We start from the raw sequence: 17,678 nt of genomic DNA, 5'->3' as shown, positions 1-17,678 counted from the left end.
CGAACCGGGGCAGATCGCCGAGCCCGCCCGGAGCGCCCACGAAGGCGACATCGCCAACCACCGCGACTGCGCTCCCGAGACCCGCACGCGGCGCCCCGTCGGTGGAGACCATCGCACTCTGGACCCAGGTGTCGCCGCTGCGTTCGCCGCGTTCGAAGACGTAGGCCACGCCGTTCGCCTCGTTCGTCCCGGGGGCCCCGATCACCAACCGGTCGCCCGACCCGGCGATGCTGGCTCCGAACTGGTCTCCTGTTTCTCCCGTGCCCCCCAGGGGGCTTAGCACTTCAGCGACGCTCCAGTCCCCCGACTCGTCCCGACGGAAGACGTACACTCCGCCCGGCTGCGGATAGGTGGCGAGCCGAAGTTCGGCACCCGTGCGAGACACCAGGATGTCGTCTCCGACCAGCGTGACGGCGGCGGCGAAACCAGAGGCTGGAGGGGCCGGCTCGCCCTGCGTTCGAGCGAGCGTCTGGGCCGCGGCGAGTCCGGGTGTGGCCAGAAGGCCGGAGATCAGGAGCGGGAACATTCCGACACGCATTATCGCCTCCAATGGAAACCGCCTACTTCGCAATTCGACCCACGCCGTCCCACCGCCGCTCAGCCGCCCCGGGCACGCGCCAGCGGATTGGCGCCGGCCAGTTCCGCGCCAACGAACGCGAGCACGAGCACGTCCAACCTCAGCCCGAACGGCCCGCCCCCCTCCGCCGCTACACCCCCGAGCGCGAGGAGCGCCAAGCCGGCGCAGGCCACCGTCGCACCCCCCGCGAGAAGCCAGCCGGGACGCGTCCGGCCCGCTCCGCCGCGCCGCTCGAGTCTTCCGAATGCGAGCACGCACGGGACCAGCGCGAACGCGTACACGGCCAGCCAGAGCGGCCGGACAGCCCACCATCCCGCGCCGGCGGGGTCGGCGGCCAGACCCACGCCTCCGAGAAGTAGCGCGGCGCCGATCACCAGCGTGGCGGCCGTCAGGTGCCAGAGGAAGATCGTCATGATCATCCCGTTCACGAGCACCGTCGCCGTCCACGGCGCGGCCCGGTCGAGCCAGCGCCGCATCGGGCCCTCGATCGACAGCAGCAGTCCGGTGTGCATGAGCGCCAGCGCCAGCATGGGCAGCTTCGGCGGCAGCGAGTTGCTGATCTGGTCGCCGGGGACGCTCACCATGCTGACCGGGTACGGTCCGAGCGTCACCATGCCGACGAGCGCCGCCGCGCCCAGGGCGGCCCACGCCGCGCCCCGCCGCAGGCCCGCCGCGTAGCCGTCGCGCCACGCGTACCCCAACTGGTGGACGGCGACCCAGATGAAGGCGTAGTTGGCCCAGCCCACGGCGGTCAGATCGGCGGCGAGGAAGAGGATGTCGTCCGCGACCGCGGCGGCGACCAGCACCCAGAACGACCATAGCCCGTACCGCCGCCAGGCCGCGTACGTCAGCGGCACGATGAGCACGACCATGACGTAGACGGCGAGAAACCAGACCGGGATGAGCGCCATCTGCGACAGGTCGCCCACGAAGCCCGCATCGACGCCGCCCAGTGCCATGCCGATGGCGAGCAGCATCCAGACTCCGAGCAGCACCTGTACCGGTCCGAGCAGGCGCCGGAGCCGCACCTGCAGCCACTCCGCGTAGCTCGTGCCCTTGTCCGTAGCAGACTGCCACGAGACGCCGTTCGAGTAGCCGCCGACGAGGAAGAAGATCGGCATCACCTGAAAGATCCACGTGAGCCAGCGCGTCCACGACTGGTGTTCGAGCACGCTCGAGAGCGCGATGTCCCCACCGCCCGTGTACGGCGCCGCCTGTATCCAGTGGCCGACCACGACTGCGCCGATCGAGGCGGCGCGCAGGAAGTCCACGTACCGGTTGCGCGACTCCGGCGTCCGCGCCGCCACGCCGGCGGCTTGAGACCAGAGACCGCTCACCGCGCGCGGCTCACGGCAGGCCCAGCGCCACGTACTCGGCCGGATGATCGCTCCCCCCGACCGCGACGACGATGTACTGCTTCCCCGCGTGCAGGTACGTCATCGGCCCGCCGGTCGTCCCCGACGGGAGTTCCGTCTCCCACACGACCTGCCCCGTCGCCTTGTCGTACGCCCGGAAGGTCGTCCCCCAGTGCGTGTCCGGCGTCCCGATGACCGCGTCGCTCCCCTCCCCGATGAAGAGCAGCGACCCCGTGACGAGCGGGGCCGGCCGGTTCGCGTTCCCCAGCGGCGGAAGGTCGAGACCTTCGAGGAGCGGGTGGTCGTTGGGCCCGTCGCCGTTGGCCGCCATCCAGAGGTGTTCGCCCCGGTTCATGTCGATCGCCGTGATCCGTCCCCACGGCGGTTTCACGAGCGGCAGGCCCTCGATCTCGGCCCGCGGCCACCCGCCCTGCGTGCCGAACTCCATCTCCCCCGGTTCGGAGTTCTCCGACAGGCTCCAGACGTTGGGGAGCGTGTGCGACACCGCGTAGTAGACGCCCGTCTCGGGATCGAACGCGCCGGTGTTCCAGTTCCCCGCCCCCCACGCACCCGGGATGACGTACGTCCCGATCTTCCCCTCCGCCGTCCCCCGCTCCATCGGCGGCGTGAACAGCGGCCCCATGACGAGCGAATCCGCCAGCGCGAGCGCCCGCTCGCGGATCTCGGGCGTGAAGTCGATCACGTCTTCCGGCGTGACCCCCTGGCGGTCGAAGGCGGGCGGGCGGCTGGGAATCGGCTGCGTCGGCGACGTGGCCTCGCCCGGCACGGTCGACTGCGGCACCTCGACCTCGTCGATCGGCCACACCGGCTCCCCGGTGCGCCGGTCGAAGGTGTAGAGGAAGGCGGTCTTGCTCGCCTGCATCACCGCGTCGATCGCGCGCCCGTCCACGTGGATCCGGCCCAGCACGGGCGGGCCCACGGTGTCGTATTCCCAGATGTCGTGGTGGACCATCTGGAAGTGCCACACCCGTTCGCCCGTCGCCGCGTCGAGCGCCACGAGGCTGTTCGAGAACAGGTTGTCGCCGGGCCGGTGCCCCCCGTAGTAGGCGGAGGTCGGAGCCGAGAGCGGCACGTAGACGTAGCCGAGTTCGTCGTCCGCGCTCAGGCAGCACCACGAGCCGAGGTCCCCGGATTCCGCGAGCGACCCGCCGCGCCAGGTGTCCGCCCCGAACTCCCCCTCCTCCGGGATCACGTGGAAGGTCCAGAGGAGCCGGCCGGTGCGGGCGTCGAAGCCGCGGATGTCCTCGCGGACGCTCCCCCGCCACTCCGTGCCTCCGTCCCCTGCCCCGTCCACAGTCCCGGCGAGGACGATGACGTCGCCGACCACGATCGGCCCCGAACTCCAGCCGTACCGTCCCCCGGCCGGCAGCTGCAGGTCCACCCGTCCGCCGTCGCCGAACGACACGACGCGCTTACCGGTCGCCGCATCCAGCGCGTACATCGAGGGACCGCGGACCGAGATGATCCGCCCGGCGGAGTCCCCGGCGCCACCATCGGCACCGCCATCGGCACCGCCGTCCCCGCTACCCGTACCTGAGCCGCGCCAGTAGGCGACGCCCCGGAAGCTCCGCCCGCGCACGTCCTCCTCCGACTCCGGCCGCTGGACCCAGCGCGTCTCCCCAGTCCCCGGATCGAAGGCCTCGACAAGCCCGACGGCGTTGGGCGCGTACAGCGTCCCGCCGACGAGGACGGGCGTCCCGCGCAGGTAGTTGTTGAAGTCGAGCTCCGGATACTCGGCCGTCAGCGCGCCGTCGACGGCCGGCCGCCGCCACAGAACCTGCACCGCGTCCACGTTCTCACGGTCGATCTGCGTGAGCGGAGAATACCGGTTGAAGGAGTTCTGCCCGCCGTAGTACGTCCACTCATCGCTAGGCGGCGGCAACCGGTCGGAGTCCGCACCGTCGCCGGTGCAGGCCACGAACGCGAAGGCCGTCGCGATTCCGGCGAAGACCGTGCCTGCCGCACGGAAGTGACGGGCTTGCTCTGGATCACCTCTTCGTCGCCTCGCCGGCATGGACCCTCCGGGCGTTTGCGTGTTGATACCCCGTTGCGCCGCGCGGGCATCTTGGTCTTGCAAGATCGTTCGCGAACCGGCTGCGCGGGAGGGGTAACTGGATTGATCCAGACCAGGATATTAACGTACAGGAAATCTGTACCAGTATTCCGCAACAGGAAGAGGGGGTCGGAGATGATCCACGAGACGACCTACACCGGTGCCCGTAAGAACCTCGCCGCCCTGATGGACCAGGTGACCGACACGCATGAGCCCGTCCTGATCCGGCGGCGCGGAAAGGAGCCGGTCGCGTTGGTCGCAGCCGAAGACCTGAGCTCCTGGATCGAGACGGCATACCTGCTCCGCTCGCCGAAGAATGCCGAAAAACTCAGGGAGGCCATAGCCCAGGACGAGAGCGGGCAGGTAGAAATGATTGACGTTGACGAACTGGCCAAACGGCTGGGCCTTGAAGAGGGATGAAAAACTCGCAGCAGCGCAACGCGGTTTTCACGATGCGTTGTTTGAAGGATCTTGAGTATTGGACCCGCCAGGGCCCCAGACGGGCCGCTCGGGTGCTCAAGCTGATCCGGGCCACCCTCAGGGACCCATTCGACGGTGCGGGGAAGCCCGAACCTCTCCGAGGCGAACTCGGCGGACGCTGGTCGCGCCGCGTCGACCGCGAACACCGCCTGACCTATCGAGTCACGGCTGACCAAGTCCGCTTCCTGACCGCTCGCCATCATTACTGAAGGTTCCGGGATGACTGGAACACAGATCTTGGTGGATTCTCCCAACTTGGAGCCGGAGGGCACATGTTGATCTCGGGATCGTTACGACAGAAGGTCATCGGAGTCCTCGCGGTCTGTCTGGGTTCGCCGGGCGCGGCGGTCGCCCAGAACGTCTTCGCCTCCACGCAGTCGGCGACCCTGCCGACCGCGGCCGTCTCGCGCGCGGGCGATCTGCACATCGAGATCTCCCACCGGTTCGGCTACTTGTCGGGCGGTGCGAGCGACCTTTGGGGCCTCGATGGATTCGTGCTGAATCGCCTTGGGCTGGCGTATACGCCCCAGGACCACGTCACCATTGGCGTGCTTCGTTCCAACAGCCTGGACAACCTGGAGTTCAACGCCCGTTTCGCCGGGCTGCGGCTCGATGGCGCCACCGGTCCCGTCGAGTTCGCAGCGCAGACCGGAATGGCGTGGAACCTGCAAGTCGAGCCGGACGACAGCCACGCCGGCCACGGGCACGCGCTCGCGCCCCGCGCCAGCGCGTACGCCGGCGGTCGCCGCGACGGCACGGCCGCGGAAAACGAGATGCAGGCCTACGCCCAGGTGATCGCCAACACCAGGGTCGCGGACCGCGTCGCACTCGGTGTCGTGCCCACGCTCCTCTGGAATCCGCGAATCGAGGACGCCGACCGGGAGGCCGCGGTTTCCGTCGGTGCGACCGGCCAGATCTACCTCAGCCGCATGTGGAGCCTCTTCGCCGAGTGGATCTTCAGCGGCTCGAGGGAGGACCAGGAGTACGATTCCGCCTCTTTCGGCGTCGAAATCCGCACGCCCGGGCACTTCTTCAAGATCGTCGTCACGAATCAGCACCGGATGAATCCGACGCATACGCTCGCCGGCGCCTCCGAAGACTTCTTCGACACGAACTCGTGGCGCCTCGGATTCAACATCCAGAGAAGACTCCGGCTGTAGCGGCTCGGCCTTGAGGGCTAGAAGATCGCGCCGAGGCGGAGGTGCAGCGTCAGCGTGGGGCCGGCCGCACCCTCTCCGCCCCGCCCCAGGCCGTGGGCCACATCCAGTCGGATGAGGCCGTCCATGAAGACGTATCCCGCTCCCACGGCGTAGAAGTTGTCGCCTCCGACGGAGGCCCAATCGCCAAACACGGAGAGGCGGAGAAAGCCGATCCGTCGCTGCAGATCGACTCTGGCCATGTGGAGTTGTGTGCCTCCGACCGATCGCGCGTGGCCCCGGAGCCAGTGGCCGCTGGTACCGGTGTGCCAGAGATGGTACGGTGCCGGGTCGCCCCACACCCGGGCCGTGCCCGCCCGCATTCCCAACGACAGCCGGGACGACAGGGGGATCACCAGCGCCCCCTCGACGATGGCGCGTACGTGTGGATTGTCCCCCGCCGATGCCCGCACGCCGACGCGGCCGCCCACGCCGATCGATCCGGGCCGTCGCCCTCCCCACCAGGGCCGCCACGAGACGGCCGTCCCGACCCGGTTCCGCCGGACGTCGGTCGCGATTTCGGCGTCCTGCTCGGCGAAGAGGCGGAGCGACAGCCAGTTCCGCTCGCCGACGCGAGGCAGGAACCGAAGCGCCGCGCCGTGGGCCCAATGGAAGCGCTGGGCGTCCCCGGTCGCGTAAAGCCCAGGCGTGCCCGCTCCCTGGCCCGGCGCGCCGCTCCGCAACGACCGGTAGAAGGACACGAGCATCGTGTGACCGGGGTGGGTGCGCTGCAGCGTCAGGTCGACGTCCGGCGCCACGCCCTCGGTCCCGACCCTCGCCGTCAGCGCCGCGCGCCCCCATCCGAAGTCGCGCTGCAGGCGGGTTCCCAGCGACATCCCTTCCACGGGGTTGTAGCGCAGGAGCCGCAGCGTCGTGCCGGGGGGATCGAAGAGCCAGGGGCTCGGAGCTTCGGGGCGCTCCGCTCCCTCGGCGCGCTCCCCTCGGTCGCCGACGCCGATGGCCGCGAGTTCCGCCGCGATCCGCCCGATGGCGGCGTCGTCGACTGCGCCATCTTCCTCCCATACGGTCGGGGGCAGCAGGTCGCTCGCGACCAGGGCCTCCCGGTTCGCCGGCGTGATCGTGACCATCTCGCCAGGCTCCGCCTCCTCCAGCGCCGAGCTGATGCTGTCCCCCTCCTGGCGCCAGAGCCGAAACGCTGATGCGGCCGTGGCGGGCGTCCCCGGCGTGGCTCCCGCGCCGCGTTCGCGGATGTCCTCGACTTCGAGTGTCCAGTCGATCATCAGCGGAGCGGCGAGAGGCGCGAGGCCGGAGGCCGTGACGCCCTCCATCGCACCGACGTCCCACCGCCAGGTCACGCTGCGCGGCAACCAGTGGCGCATCTCCCGGAACTCGTACTCCGCGACCACCGTCGAAAGGTCCAGCCGCACGCGGGGCCATGCGCTGTTGAACACACCGTTGACCAGCCGGTCGACGAAGCCGGGCCGCTGCGGCGTTGAATCGGGCGCGGGTGCGCGTGCGATGTCGGCGGAGTCACGGGGACCGATGTCGATGGACAGTCCGGGACTCCAACGCCCGCCGTCCCGGAGGTGCCAGTTCATCTCGCGGTCGACCGGCTTGGCCAGCCGGTAGGCGACACGCGCGAGCCCGAGAGATTCCGCGTCGATCCACATGATGGCGGAGACGAGGCGGATGCTCGAGTAGCGGGGAATCACCGTGACGGCGACCGCCCGCACGGTGCCCCCGTCGCTCAGTCGCACGGTGCTCGTGTCCCCGGAACGGAACTGGTAGTAGCGCTCGGAAGCCGGCCCCAGCGGGCTGCGCGTGGCGACCTCGGTATCCGGCGACGGGCCGAAGACCATGAAGCCGAACTTGAAAGGGTCGCCCAGCGGGTCGGCCGCGAACTGTTCCGCCCGCAGCCCCTCGAAGAACTCCGAATCGTCGGGGTCGAAGAATGGGTCCCGGTACCGCGCCGCGAGCACGTGCACGACGGCGGGCTCGTCCCGCGACCAGCGCACGCGGGTCGTGCGTTCGCCGTGCGCCCAGGGCCGATTGCGCTCGTAGGAGGGCATCTCGGCCCCCATCCGCTCGCGAATCAGCGCCGTGTACGCGTCGATGGTCAGGCGTGCGGTGTCCCGAGCGGCCTTCAACCCGAGCACGAGCCGGCGGGCGGTCTCGTCCAGGTAGGCGTCCCCCACGGAGTCGGGAGCAGGAATGCTCGAGGGAAAGGAGTCTTGCGTCTGAGCGGAGGCCGGTCCCTGCGGCGTAGCGGCCAGCAGGATGGCGAAGGCGGTGACCCTCAACGATGGAGTTGGCCGCTCTCTTGCACGCATTGGGATTCCCGTGGTTCAGAGCTTCACGATCAGAGCATCGGTAATCAGACGACCCGTCGACGTCTCATCGTTGCCTCCAGGAGTCGCGAACCCGACCGGCGGCCACGTTCCAGGGGTTTGGGCGTTGGGGTTGGTTCAGAGCTTCCCGCACCGGTCCAGCAGGTGCTCGGCGTCGGCGATGGCTTCACGCTTTGGCGCCAGGTCTCCATGCTCCCCGACCTGCGCGACCCTTACCTGGATCAAATCGTCCGGGTTGTCGTCCACCGTACCCGCGCTGATGTAGTTCACGACCAACGCATCGGTGATCAGACGACCAGTCGGGAAGTCCTCGCGGGTACGCATGCGTTCCGCTCTCACGAACCCGAGTGAACGATCTCCGGCGGTGATCATGTATCCGAGACGCTGTAACGTCGCGCGAACGCAGTCGAGCCCGTCAGCTTGCACGCTTGCCGGACGTGTCATGATCAGGGGATGTACCGCACATGCCATTGACACTGTCACGGCGATGAGCAGCGCAAGGCGTTTCATCGTTGCCTCCAGAAGTCGCGATCCGGTTTCCTCCGCAGCCGGAGGCCCGTCATCCCGATGACGCGAGAACGTCGGGTCGCGTCACTTCGCCGGAAGAAACGACGATGTCCGCCGCGGCCCAATTGCGGGACTCCCCCTTACGGCGACACCTCGATCAGGAGGCGGCAATGGTCGCTGGAGCCCCATTCTTCCGGCTTGTTCAACGCTCGGGCGGTGATCGAATCGGAGAAGCCGCGGGAGGCGAACACGTAGTCGAGCTGGATCGACGGGTTCTCGGGCGAGCCCCGCGTCGTGTGATAGGTTGGGCCGTCGTGCGGCCCCAGACAATCGAGGCCGAGCGCCTCCATGCGCGTCCAGACCGTCCGTGAGCGGTGGATCCAGTACTCGTCCTGAGGCCGAACATCGGGATTCATGTTGAGGTCTCCGGCCACGAGGATCCTGTGCGTCCCGGGATCCTCGTGGCCGATGAAGGCCGAGAGGTCCGAGATGGCGCGGTGTGCGGATCCGTCCGCGAACCCGACGCGCCACTTGGTTGGGACCGTGGGGAGAGGCCCCATCCAGCGGGCATACATCGACACCGCGATGAAGGGCTCGCCGTCCTGCGGGATGACCCGGGCGGCCGCGCTCGTGCCGATACCGCTAACCGGCATTTCGCCGGGTTTCGCCATGCTGATGGGGTCGATCTGCGTAAAGTGCTCTACGCGGACGCGGTCGGAGAGGCGCACCACCCGGCACCAGCGATCGAACTGGTGTTCGAGCCAAGGCGCTCCCCCAAGCTCCACCTCCGGCGCCACGTCCGGCGGCGGTTTCCTGGCCTCCTGCAACAGCGCCACGTCGGCCCCCATCGCGAAGAGCTCCCGCCACGGCGCCTTCCGGCCCGCGATGTTCCAACACACGACCCGAATCACGGCACCAGGGGCTGCAGCTTGCCGAACTCGTACTCCGGTGGCGGCTCGGCGCCGAGGAGGTGGCGGACGAAGTAGTCCCAGCGGCGGCGCATCATGTAGGGCTCGTTGCCGAAGCCGTGGCCGCGGTTCGGGAGGAGGAGCAGGTCGAAGTCCTTGTTCGCGGCGATGAGGGCATCCACGACCAGCATCGTGTTCGAGTGCGGGACGTTCGTGTCCATCGTGCCGTGCGCGATGAGGAGCTTGCCCCTGAGGTTGTCCGCCACGAGCGGGTTCGCCTGGTTGTCGTAGTTCGTGGCGCCGTCGGCGTACTCCTCGAGCAGCCCTTGGTACTTCTCTCCCCAGTCGTCCTCGTAGTTGCGGTTGTCGTGGTTCCCCGCCTGGGAGACGGCGACCTTGTAGAAGTCGGGGTAGCGCAGGATCCCCGAGGTGGAGGCGAAGCCGCCGCCGGAGTGGCCGTAGATCCCGACCCGGTCGACGTCGATCCAGGGGTGGCGCGCCGCGAGTTGGCGGATGCCGGCGATCTGATCCGGGAGCCCGTTGTCGCCCATGTTCCCGTAGTAGGCGTCCTGGAAGGTCTTCGAGCGCCTCGGCGTCCCCATCGCGTCGAGTTCGATGACGACGAATCCGAGTTCGGCCAGCGACTGCAGGTCGCGGTGCGCGGCGCGGAAGTTCCGGCTCCCCACGCTTCCGCTCTGCGGCCCCGGGTAGAGGTAGTTGATCACTGGGTACTCGGCGCCCGGATCGAAGTTCGAGGGACGGAACATCAGTCCGTACAGATCCGTCTCGTCGTCACGGGCCTTCACCGTGAAGGGGATGGGAGGCTGCCAGCCGGTCCGCTCCAGGCGCGAGATGTCGGCCCGTTCCAGGGTCTTCAGCAACTCGCCGTCCATGTCGCGGAGGACGGTCACGGGCGGGATCGTGGGCGTGGAGTACTGGTCGACGAACGTCTCGCCGTCGGGCGCGAGCCACACCACGTGGTTCGCGCTGTCGGGCGTGAGGAGCTGGACGTCCCCGTCGTCGAGGCCGGCGCGGTACAGGTACATGAAGTAGGGATCGCCGGGTTCCCGACCGTTGCCCATGAAGAGGATCTCCCGGGCCTCCGCGTCGACCGCCACCACGTCCTCCACCTGCCACGCGCCCGAGGTCACCTGCCGCTTCGGTTCCCCGGTGTTCGCGTCGTAGAGGTAGAGGTGTCCCCAGTCGTCGCGCTGCGAGTACCAGAGAATCTCGTCGGACTCGGAGAGGTAGCGCCAGTTGGCGTGGGACTCGAAGAACGTTTCCACGACCTCCTCGAACAGGTCGCGGACCTCGCCGGTGCTCGCGTCGGCCATGCGGACCTGCGCCCGCTTGTGGTCGCGCGAACTCGACACGAAGACGAACCGGGAGCCATCGGCGCTCCACTCGACGTCGGAGAACGTCCCCCCGCACGCCACGTGGTCGCACACGGTGGAGCGGTGCTGGTCCGGGGGCATGTCCAGGCGGACGACACCGCTCCCCGCCGGCGCCTCCGTGTCGACCACCACGCGGTGGATGCGGAAGATGACCGAGTCCTCGGGGAGCGGGTAGCGCCACGCCTCGAGTTCCGGGTGCCCGACCTCGGTCGTAACCATGTACATCATCCCCACCCCGCGGGCGTCGTGCTGGAACGTGGCGATGCGTCGCGAGTCGGGAGACCACTTGAGCACGGGACGGTCGCTCTTCACCCAGCCCGCGTTGTTCGTCGCGTAGCCGAAGTCCTCGACCCCGTCCTCGGTGAGTCGGGTCTCCTCCCCCGTGGACAGATCCCGGAGCCACAGGTTGTGGTCGCGGATGAAGGCCGCCCTGGTCCCGTCCGGCGACACGATGTCGAAGCGGCGGGCCGTCGTGGCCTCGGGCGCCGGGACCACCTCGCAGCGGTCGGGGTCGAGTTCGCAGGCGTACGTCTCTCCTTCCACATCGACCTCGAAGCGGACTGTCCCGGCCTCCAAGGCGAGATCTCCGAACGGGAGGGCGAAAGCGGCGTACTCTTCGCCGGTCGCCGCGGCGAGCGCAGAGGCCATGCGCGCGTGGTCGAAGGCGCGCTCCCGCGTCCCCGCGGCCGGATCGATGAGGACGTACTCGGTGCCGCCCTCGAACCGGTTTCGGTACCAGAACCGCCCGTCCTCCAGCCAGACCGGAATGACGGAAGCCCCGAGCACGAGCGGATTCACCTGGCTCGCGAGCCGCCCCTCCGCCCGCGCGTAGTCCGCCACCGTCAGCGCGTCGGGGGCCGCCTGGGCGTGCGCACCCGGCGCCGGCGAGAGGGCGGCGGCGATCAGCAGCGCTGCGTTGGCTATGCGGCTCATGCTTGCGATCCTGTTGGACGTCCTCGGTCCTCTGCGGCATGCGAAGTCGCAAGATGCCGACCGCCCTCTTGGCCGGCCACCGCCCTCCACGACCTTTTGTGATGTTGCCAAGACATGGCGATATGGCATAAAATCGTTCATACCATACTAACAAGAACACCATATGCGAGGTGGTTCCATGATTGAAGCGGTGAACAGCCCGGCCGGTGATACGGTTCAGAGCGAGCTGGTGGCGATCGACGCCGCTGGCCGGTTGGTTGTGCCCGGAAAATTCCGGAAGGCCCTCGGAATCAGCGGCCCGCAGCAGCTACTGGTTGGACTCGAGGGGAACACGCTCAGGGTCACTACGACAGATGGGGTCATCCGTCGCTATCAGGAACTTGCCAAGCGCAGGAAGCGGACGACCGGTAGCGTTGTCGATGCATTCATCGCGGAGAGGCGTAGAGAGGCCGCGGAGGAATGAGGCTCCCCGCGGCGCTGCTGGACGCATCGGCGCTCCTGGCTCTTGTCTTCAAAGAGAAAGGTGCAAACCGGGTGTGGGATGTCGTGCGGCGGGGCGCGGCGATATCGGCCGTAAACGCTGCCGAGGTGGCCTCCAGGCTCGGCAGCGAAGGTTGGACCGAGGAGGAGGTCGAGGGCTTCTTCGAAGACTCCCGCATCGAAGTCTTCCCGTTCGACAGACCCGCAGCCCTGCTGAGCGGGGCGTATCGGCAGTCGACCCGGCAGCTCGGTTTGAGTCTCGGCGACAGGGCGTGCCTGGCTACCGCGCGCCAACTCGGCCTCGCGGCACTCACCGCCGACCGGGCCTGGGCCGAACTGGAGCTTGACGGCGTCAGCGTCATCTGCATTCGCTGAACACAAGGCCAGGGGGCGCCTGTTCTCCGCGGTCAGGGCGAAGCGGGCGCGTCTGCCTCAGTGCGGAGGGCGTCGATGCGGCGGGCGACGCCCTCTTCGTAGCCGGACTCTTCGAAGCCCGCGCGCTTGAACTGGATGAATCCCGCCCGGTCCAGGTAGAACGTCGTCGGGTAGGCGAGGATCTCGTAGTCGAGGGCGAGGCCCTGCTCGTCGAAGAGAACCGGGAACGTGAAGCCGCCCTCCTCGATCTGCCTCGCGACCTCTTCGCGGGGAGACCCCGCGGTGGCGACGGTTAGGAACACGACCTCCTCATCGTCCTCATACGTCTTGAGGAGTTCAACGAAGTGCGGGAACTCCTGGAGGCACGGCCCGCACCACGTCGCCCAGAACTTGAGCACGACGATCTTTCCCTCGAGGTCGGACAGCCGCCACTCGACCCCGTCCTGGTCGGCGATCGCGAACTGCGGCGCCTCGCGCTCGATGCGCTGGCCCAGTTCGCGCCGCTCCAACTCCTCTCCAACCACGGGACGGCGCGCCGCGAGCCGTTCCTCGACCGTCTCGGGCAGGAGATCCGCCGCCGCGGCGGCTTCTTCGGCGAGGGGCTCGAGCCAGGATCCGCCGAAGGCCATCGCCTCGACAAAGGCATCCAGGGCCTCTTCGGGCCGGCCCGTGCGCAGCAGGTGCCGTCCGTATTCTCCCAGCGACCGGGAGCCCCTCGATTCGGTCGCCACCTGCCCGAACAGATCGCCGGCCGCTTCGATCTCCCCGAGTTGGGTGAGCGCGCGGGCCTGGAGGATGCGGGCGCTGTTGATCGAGTTCCGTCGCGACCGCTCGCGCTCGTCGCCCTGGAGGCCGGGGTACAGGTATCCCGGGCGGTTTGCTCGCAGGTCGTCCTCGATCGCGATCGCCGCGTCGAGCACGGCCCGCGGCTCGATCCCGAAGTAGAGCAGGCTGCGGATCGCCGAGAACTGAGCGCGCGACTGCCAGCGCACCACGTCCATCGCGGCATCAAACAACGGCTCGGCAGCCTCCGGATCGAGTTTTGCATGGGGAGGCTCCGCCGCAACGGTCACGGCTCCCCTCACCGCTCTGTCGCTCGGCGCATCACCGGCTATTGAAGCGAGCGCACGCTCTCTCACGGCCGTGAGATTCCGGCTCACCCACGCGCTCCGCCGCCCAAGGCGCCTCGACTTCAGCCCCTCGGCGGCGAGGCGCGACACGTCGACGGTACTGTCCGCATACCCGCGCACGGCCATCTCGAAATCGATGGTCAGGTCCCAGTACCGCAGGTCGTCGGCCAGCACGCCCCGGTCGGGCGCCGCTTCGAGTCGCTCCAGCCATCGGTCGGCGTCGTTCTTCCGCTGCGGCACGTGAGAGTCGTATCCCGCTGCGAGCCGGTACAGCACGGGCGCCGCGGCGTCCGGGTCGCCTTCAACCTCGGCCGCGAGCGCGTCGAGGGCGGCCCCGATCGAATCCCTCACGAGCCGGCCCCGGTCCCCTTCCTCCTGTTCGGCGCGCGCGACGCGGAGCGCCTCCACGGCGTGCCGCAGGATCGGGTCGTCCGGCCGCATCGCCTGCACCTCGGCGAGGATCGCCCCGTACGCATCGAACTGTGCGAGATCCTCTGCCGCGTCCTGGGCTTCCTCGTAGATGGAGGGCCGGTCCGGCGCGCGGCGGAGCGCCTCGGGGAGGATCTGCAGGATCTTCTCCGCGTACCGCCGGTCGGTCCCGTAGACGCCGGCCCACCGCAGGTCGGTGACGTACGCCTCCCAGGCGGCGGAGTCGTCGGGCTCCAGCTCGAGTGCGCGCTCCCACGCCAGCACGGCTTCCGCTCTGAGATCGAAGTAGCCGGCCAGCGTGGCGTACTGCCGATGGGCCTCGGCGTCGTCCGGTGATGTCGCGCGCGCCGAGTCGTAGCGGGCCATGGCACGCTCGAATTCGATCGCGTCCTTGTCGGTCGCCGCGTCGGCCATCAGCGCGGCGTGCGAGCGGGCGTCGCCGCAACCCGCGACGATCGCCAGACACACTCCAGCAAGCGTCAGATGCCTCATGGTATTTTTTCCTGTGGACGTTGAGGCGCCAGGCTTTGGTGAGCCGGGATCGGGTCGCGGGAGGTGCGCGTCACGCGGGATCGAGGCTCGGGGTTACGATCAGGATGAGGACGGGATCCTCGGCGGAACGGCGCGCCGACCCCAGCACCACTCTCTGGCCATCCCGGATCGTGACGGAGGCTTCGAGCAGGGGCCCCGGCACGCCCCCCACCAGTACCATTGCCGGGGTTCGGGCACCGTCCTCCGGTCCCCCTGCACGCCCCTGATACGTCGGTATGCCGGCGGTTGCCTCGGTGAGGGTCACCTTCGCACGGACGACGTTGCTGGTGCGATGGCGCGCACTGACATCCGCGTGGATCGCAAGCCGCGTCCCCGAATCGTCAGCAACGATTCTCTGGGACCCGGAGCCTCCAACCGTGGCGGTCGAGGTCCACGCCAGGCCGACATTCAGCACGGAAGTCGACAGGAGCCGGTATCCCTGGAAGTTGAACAGCCGCCTGAGTTCGCTCACGACGTCGCTGATCTCGGGGTCGTCATCGGTGAATCCGTCCGCCTCGACCAGGTGGAAGACGAGCTGCACGTTCTGCACGGTCTCCTCGCGCTCCTGCGCGGTCGCGACGCCCGCGGGGAGACCGAGGGCCAGCGTCAGGATCAGCGCGCGCCGGAGACGCAGCCACGCGTTGCCGCCCGCCTTCCCCTTCACTCTTGCGTCCATGTTTGCCATCCGCTTGCCGATCATCAGTCACTCTCCTCCGAGTTGAGCAGCCATACGACGGCGATGTCGGGGTCGTTCGTGGGGAAGACGACGAACGGCCGGTCGGCCTCCACGTCCATGTCGCTGACCATGCTCCGCGTGGGGGACGTGAGGGGGCTGCCTTCTTCTTCGATAGCGTTGTTGGGCAACAGGAGCAGGGCCGCCACGACGGCAGCCGCCGCGAGCGGTCCCACGGTCCACCTGCGCCACGCGGGCCGCCGACCCACGGGCGCCGCGGTTTCCACAGGCGCGGCGTGCTCCGGGGACGTGGCGGGCAGGCGGTCGCTCACCTGCCTGGCCATCGCCGACAGGACGGCGTGCATGTTCCGTTCGTCGCGAGCGACTCGCCCCGCGTCCCGGCGCCCCCGGGCGTCCCGTTCCGTCATCGTTTCCCCTCGGTTCCCCTCTCCACGGGTCGCGCCAACATCTCCTTCCGCATCCGGCGCCGCGCGCGCAGCAGATGGACCCGAAGCGTGTTCGGGTTCATCTCCAGCAGCCGCGCCGCCTCTCCGGGTCTCAGCCCCTGCAGGTCCACCAGGTCGAAGACTTCCCGCTGCATCATGGGCAGTTCCGTCACAAGCGTTCGAATCAGGCGCAGCGTCCGCTTCATCTCGATCTCATCCAGCGGATCCTCCAACTCGGGAGCCCGCGACTCGGCCAGCCACTCCGCCTTCTCGGCCAGCCGTCGCTCCTGCCGCCTCGCGCGCTGGTGATCCAGGCTGGCGTTCCGCGTGATCCGGTAGACCCAGCTCGTCACTCTGGCGCGACCGTCGAAGCTCGCGAGCGAGTCCAGCGTCCTCATCAGGACGACCTGCGCGACATCCTCCGCGTCATCCGGATCGCCGGTCATGACCAGGGCCCACCGGCATACCAGGGGACGGAGGGCGCCCGCCAGCCTCTCGCGCGCCCCTCGCTCTCCCCGCCTGGCCCCTTCGACCAGCTCCAGGATCTCTTGGTCGGAGAGCATGGCGCTCCCGGTCCCTTCCCCCTTGCGTGGTTTCGAGAAGTGAGACGGAAAAAGAAGGCAGACCGTTTACTCGGCGCGCCGTTTGCGGTCGTCTACGTCGCCGTCACCCGCCGGTCTCGACCAGGTCGTAGAGGGCGACGGTCGGGACGCCGAGTTCGTCGCGCTGGCGCAGGAGCACCCAGTCGCGGCCCGCGTCGAGGACGCTTCCGCTCGGCAGCGTAAGCCGCCGCAGCCATGCCCCGCTCGCGTCCAGGAGGTGCAGTTCCTCCCCCGGCGCCAGCCACCCGTGGGTCTTGACCCAGAAGGCGCCGTCCGGGAGTGCGATAAGGGCCTCGTATGCGGGGAAACGCTCCGGAAGCTGATCCCGGATGTCCGGCCAGACGTCTCGCTCGAAGTTCCGCCGGGCTCCGGGATCGTCGTACCGCGCCAGCCAACCCTCGCGATACCTGTCGACGCGCTCGCTCGTCACCGTAAGGTCGGGGCCGGCCCAGCGGGCGACCCGCGTCACTCGGCCCGTCCAGTCCACCTGCTCGAGTTCATAGTCATCCGCCGTCCCGTACCACACCCCGGTGCCGGTAGGCGCGAACTCCATGTCACGCCCCCACCAGCGCGGACCGCTGGCCCCCGCCTCGATGAAGAACCGTTCGGCGCCCGGGATCCCCGGGCGGAGAGTGACCACGCTCTCGCCCTCGACGGACGCGAGGGTCGTTTGCCACCGGTAGACGTCCCCCTCGGCCAGACCTTCCTCGTAACTTTCACCCATATCGTCGGGCCACGGCGTGTACACGAGACGACCGTCGGGTGCGCAGAAGGGGCCGTTGTAGGGGCGGACGCCGGCGGCAAGGAGCGAACGCGTGGCGCGTACGTTGCCATCGAGATCCAACTCCGTGATGCGGTCCAGGCTCCAGTCGAAGACTGTGAGCGGCGCCCCCGGGCAGTTCCTGAGGAGCCGGAGACCCTCGTACTCCCCCGGCCCCTCGCCCGACCGCCCACTGGTCCAGATGTGCCGTCCGTCCGCGTCGTATCTGCGGATGTTGCCGCTCTGTTCGTCCGCGACGACGATGCTACCGTCTTCGAGACGGACCGCGCCCGTCACGTTGCCGAAGATGTATTCCAGCGGACCGTCGACGATCCCGACGCGCATCCGCGGCTCGTCCGCCACCGTCAGGTCGGGAGCACGCGGCGTCACGCTCTCGATCACTTCCTGGGCGGCGATGGCCTGCGGCGGCACGAGGATCGAGACGATGATGAGTAGTACGGCTCCGCCCGTTACGCCGAGCCTGAGTCGGTGCATGTCCGCCCCCGGGGAGGTGTGTGC

The 17,678-nt window shown here is 68.8% G+C and carries 15 protein-coding genes and 2 pseudogenes; 5 read left to right on the top strand and 12 right to left on the bottom strand.

Features of this window, described 5'->3' with window-relative positions; all coding sequences use genetic code 11:
- The 3 genes and pseudogenes from RN743_RS15425 to RN743_RS15415 all read right to left on the bottom strand — a co-directional run.
- Positions 1-538: pseudogene (locus RN743_RS15425) on the bottom strand (hypothetical protein); the annotation flags it as partial.
- A 59-nt stretch (positions 539-597) separates the two neighbouring features.
- Positions 598-1,914 carry an acyltransferase gene (locus RN743_RS15420; RefSeq protein WP_310781130.1) on the bottom strand — a complete coding sequence of 439 codons (1,317 nt, stop codon included), beginning with the start codon at positions 1,912-1,914 and terminating at the stop codon, positions 598-600.
- 10 nt (positions 1,915-1,924) lie between these two features.
- Entirely contained in the window at positions 1,925-3,835 is a 1,911-nt protein-coding gene (locus tag RN743_RS15415) for a PQQ-binding-like beta-propeller repeat protein (RefSeq protein WP_310781128.1), read from the bottom strand.
- 234 nt (positions 3,836-4,069) lie between these two features.
- On the opposite strand from RN743_RS15415, the gene RN743_RS15410 reads away from it, so the two are divergent.
- The 3 genes from RN743_RS15410 (at position 4,070) to RN743_RS15400 (ending at position 5,646) form a co-directional block, all read left to right on the top strand.
- A complete protein-coding gene (locus RN743_RS15410; RefSeq protein WP_310781127.1) occupies positions 4,070-4,426 on the top strand; it encodes a type II toxin-antitoxin system Phd/YefM family antitoxin in 357 nt (118 codons plus the stop codon).
- Positions 4,423-4,695, top strand: a complete 273-nt coding sequence (locus RN743_RS15405; protein ID WP_310781125.1) for a Txe/YoeB family addiction module toxin — start codon at positions 4,423-4,425, stop codon at positions 4,693-4,695. Before RN743_RS15410 ends, RN743_RS15405 begins: the two co-directional genes overlap by 4 nt.
- Before the next feature lie 63 nt (positions 4,696-4,758).
- Positions 4,759-5,646, top strand: a complete 888-nt coding sequence (locus RN743_RS15400; protein WP_310781124.1) for a DUF5777 family beta-barrel protein — start codon at positions 4,759-4,761, stop codon at positions 5,644-5,646.
- A 17-nt stretch (positions 5,647-5,663) separates the two neighbouring features.
- Here the strand turns inward: RN743_RS15400 and RN743_RS15395 are convergent, their stop codons facing one another.
- The 4 genes from RN743_RS15395 to RN743_RS15380 form a co-directional block, all read right to left on the bottom strand.
- On the bottom strand, positions 5,664-7,943 hold the full coding sequence (locus RN743_RS15395; RefSeq protein ID WP_310781122.1) for a hypothetical protein: 2,280 nt from the start codon (positions 7,941-7,943) through the stop codon (positions 5,664-5,666).
- A 165-nt stretch (positions 7,944-8,108) separates the two neighbouring features.
- A complete protein-coding gene (locus RN743_RS15390) occupies positions 8,109-8,501 on the bottom strand; it encodes a hypothetical protein (RefSeq protein ID WP_310781121.1) in 393 nt (130 codons plus the stop codon).
- A gap of 137 nt (positions 8,502-8,638) precedes the next feature.
- Positions 8,639-9,397: an endonuclease/exonuclease/phosphatase family protein gene (locus tag RN743_RS15385; protein WP_310781119.1), complete on the bottom strand. Its 759-nt coding sequence runs from the start codon at positions 9,395-9,397 to the stop codon at positions 8,639-8,641.
- Between the two features lie 8 nt (positions 9,398-9,405).
- Positions 9,406-11,733, bottom strand: a complete 2,328-nt coding sequence (locus RN743_RS15380) for a DPP IV N-terminal domain-containing protein (protein ID WP_310781118.1) — start codon at positions 11,731-11,733, stop codon at positions 9,406-9,408.
- Between the two features lie 178 nt (positions 11,734-11,911).
- Here RN743_RS15380 and RN743_RS15375 point away from each other — a divergent pair, with 178 nt between their 5' ends.
- The gene (locus RN743_RS15375) at positions 11,912-12,196 is read left to right on the top strand and encodes a hypothetical protein (protein WP_310781116.1); all 285 of its coding nucleotides are present in this window, start codon (positions 11,912-11,914) and stop codon (positions 12,194-12,196) included.
- Positions 12,193-12,588 carry a type II toxin-antitoxin system VapC family toxin gene (locus RN743_RS15370; protein ID WP_310781115.1) on the top strand — a complete coding sequence of 132 codons (396 nt, stop codon included), beginning with the start codon at positions 12,193-12,195 and terminating at the stop codon, positions 12,586-12,588. Before RN743_RS15375 ends, RN743_RS15370 begins: the two co-directional genes overlap by 4 nt.
- A 32-nt stretch (positions 12,589-12,620) precedes the next feature.
- On the opposite strand, the gene RN743_RS15365 is transcribed toward RN743_RS15370, so the two are convergent.
- The 5 genes and pseudogenes from RN743_RS15365 to RN743_RS15345 form a co-directional block, all read right to left on the bottom strand.
- The gene (locus RN743_RS15365; protein WP_310781114.1) at positions 12,621-14,639 is read right to left on the bottom strand and encodes a redoxin domain-containing protein; all 2,019 of its coding nucleotides are present in this window, start codon (positions 14,637-14,639) and stop codon (positions 12,621-12,623) included.
- Positions 14,640-14,709: 70 nt separating this feature from the next.
- Entirely contained in the window at positions 14,710-15,378 is a 669-nt protein-coding gene (locus RN743_RS15360; RefSeq protein WP_310781112.1) for a hypothetical protein, read from the bottom strand.
- A complete protein-coding gene (locus RN743_RS15355) occupies positions 15,378-15,779 on the bottom strand; it encodes a hypothetical protein (RefSeq protein ID WP_310781111.1) in 402 nt (133 codons plus the stop codon). The genes RN743_RS15360 and RN743_RS15355 overlap by 1 nt, the downstream gene beginning before the upstream one ends.
- On the bottom strand, positions 15,776-16,360 hold the full coding sequence (locus RN743_RS15350; protein WP_310781110.1) for an RNA polymerase sigma factor: 585 nt from the start codon (positions 16,358-16,360) through the stop codon (positions 15,776-15,778). The genes RN743_RS15355 and RN743_RS15350 overlap by 4 nt, the downstream gene beginning before the upstream one ends.
- A gap of 103 nt (positions 16,361-16,463) precedes the next feature.
- Positions 16,464-17,678, bottom strand: a pseudogene (locus RN743_RS15345) (hypothetical protein); the annotation flags it as partial.

The sequence above is a fragment of the Candidatus Palauibacter scopulicola genome, from assembly GCF_947581915.1.
Classification (GTDB): Bacteria; Gemmatimonadota; Gemmatimonadetes; order Palauibacterales; family Palauibacteraceae; genus Palauibacter; species Palauibacter scopulicola.
This window is presented reverse-complemented; position numbering and strand designations above follow the sequence as displayed.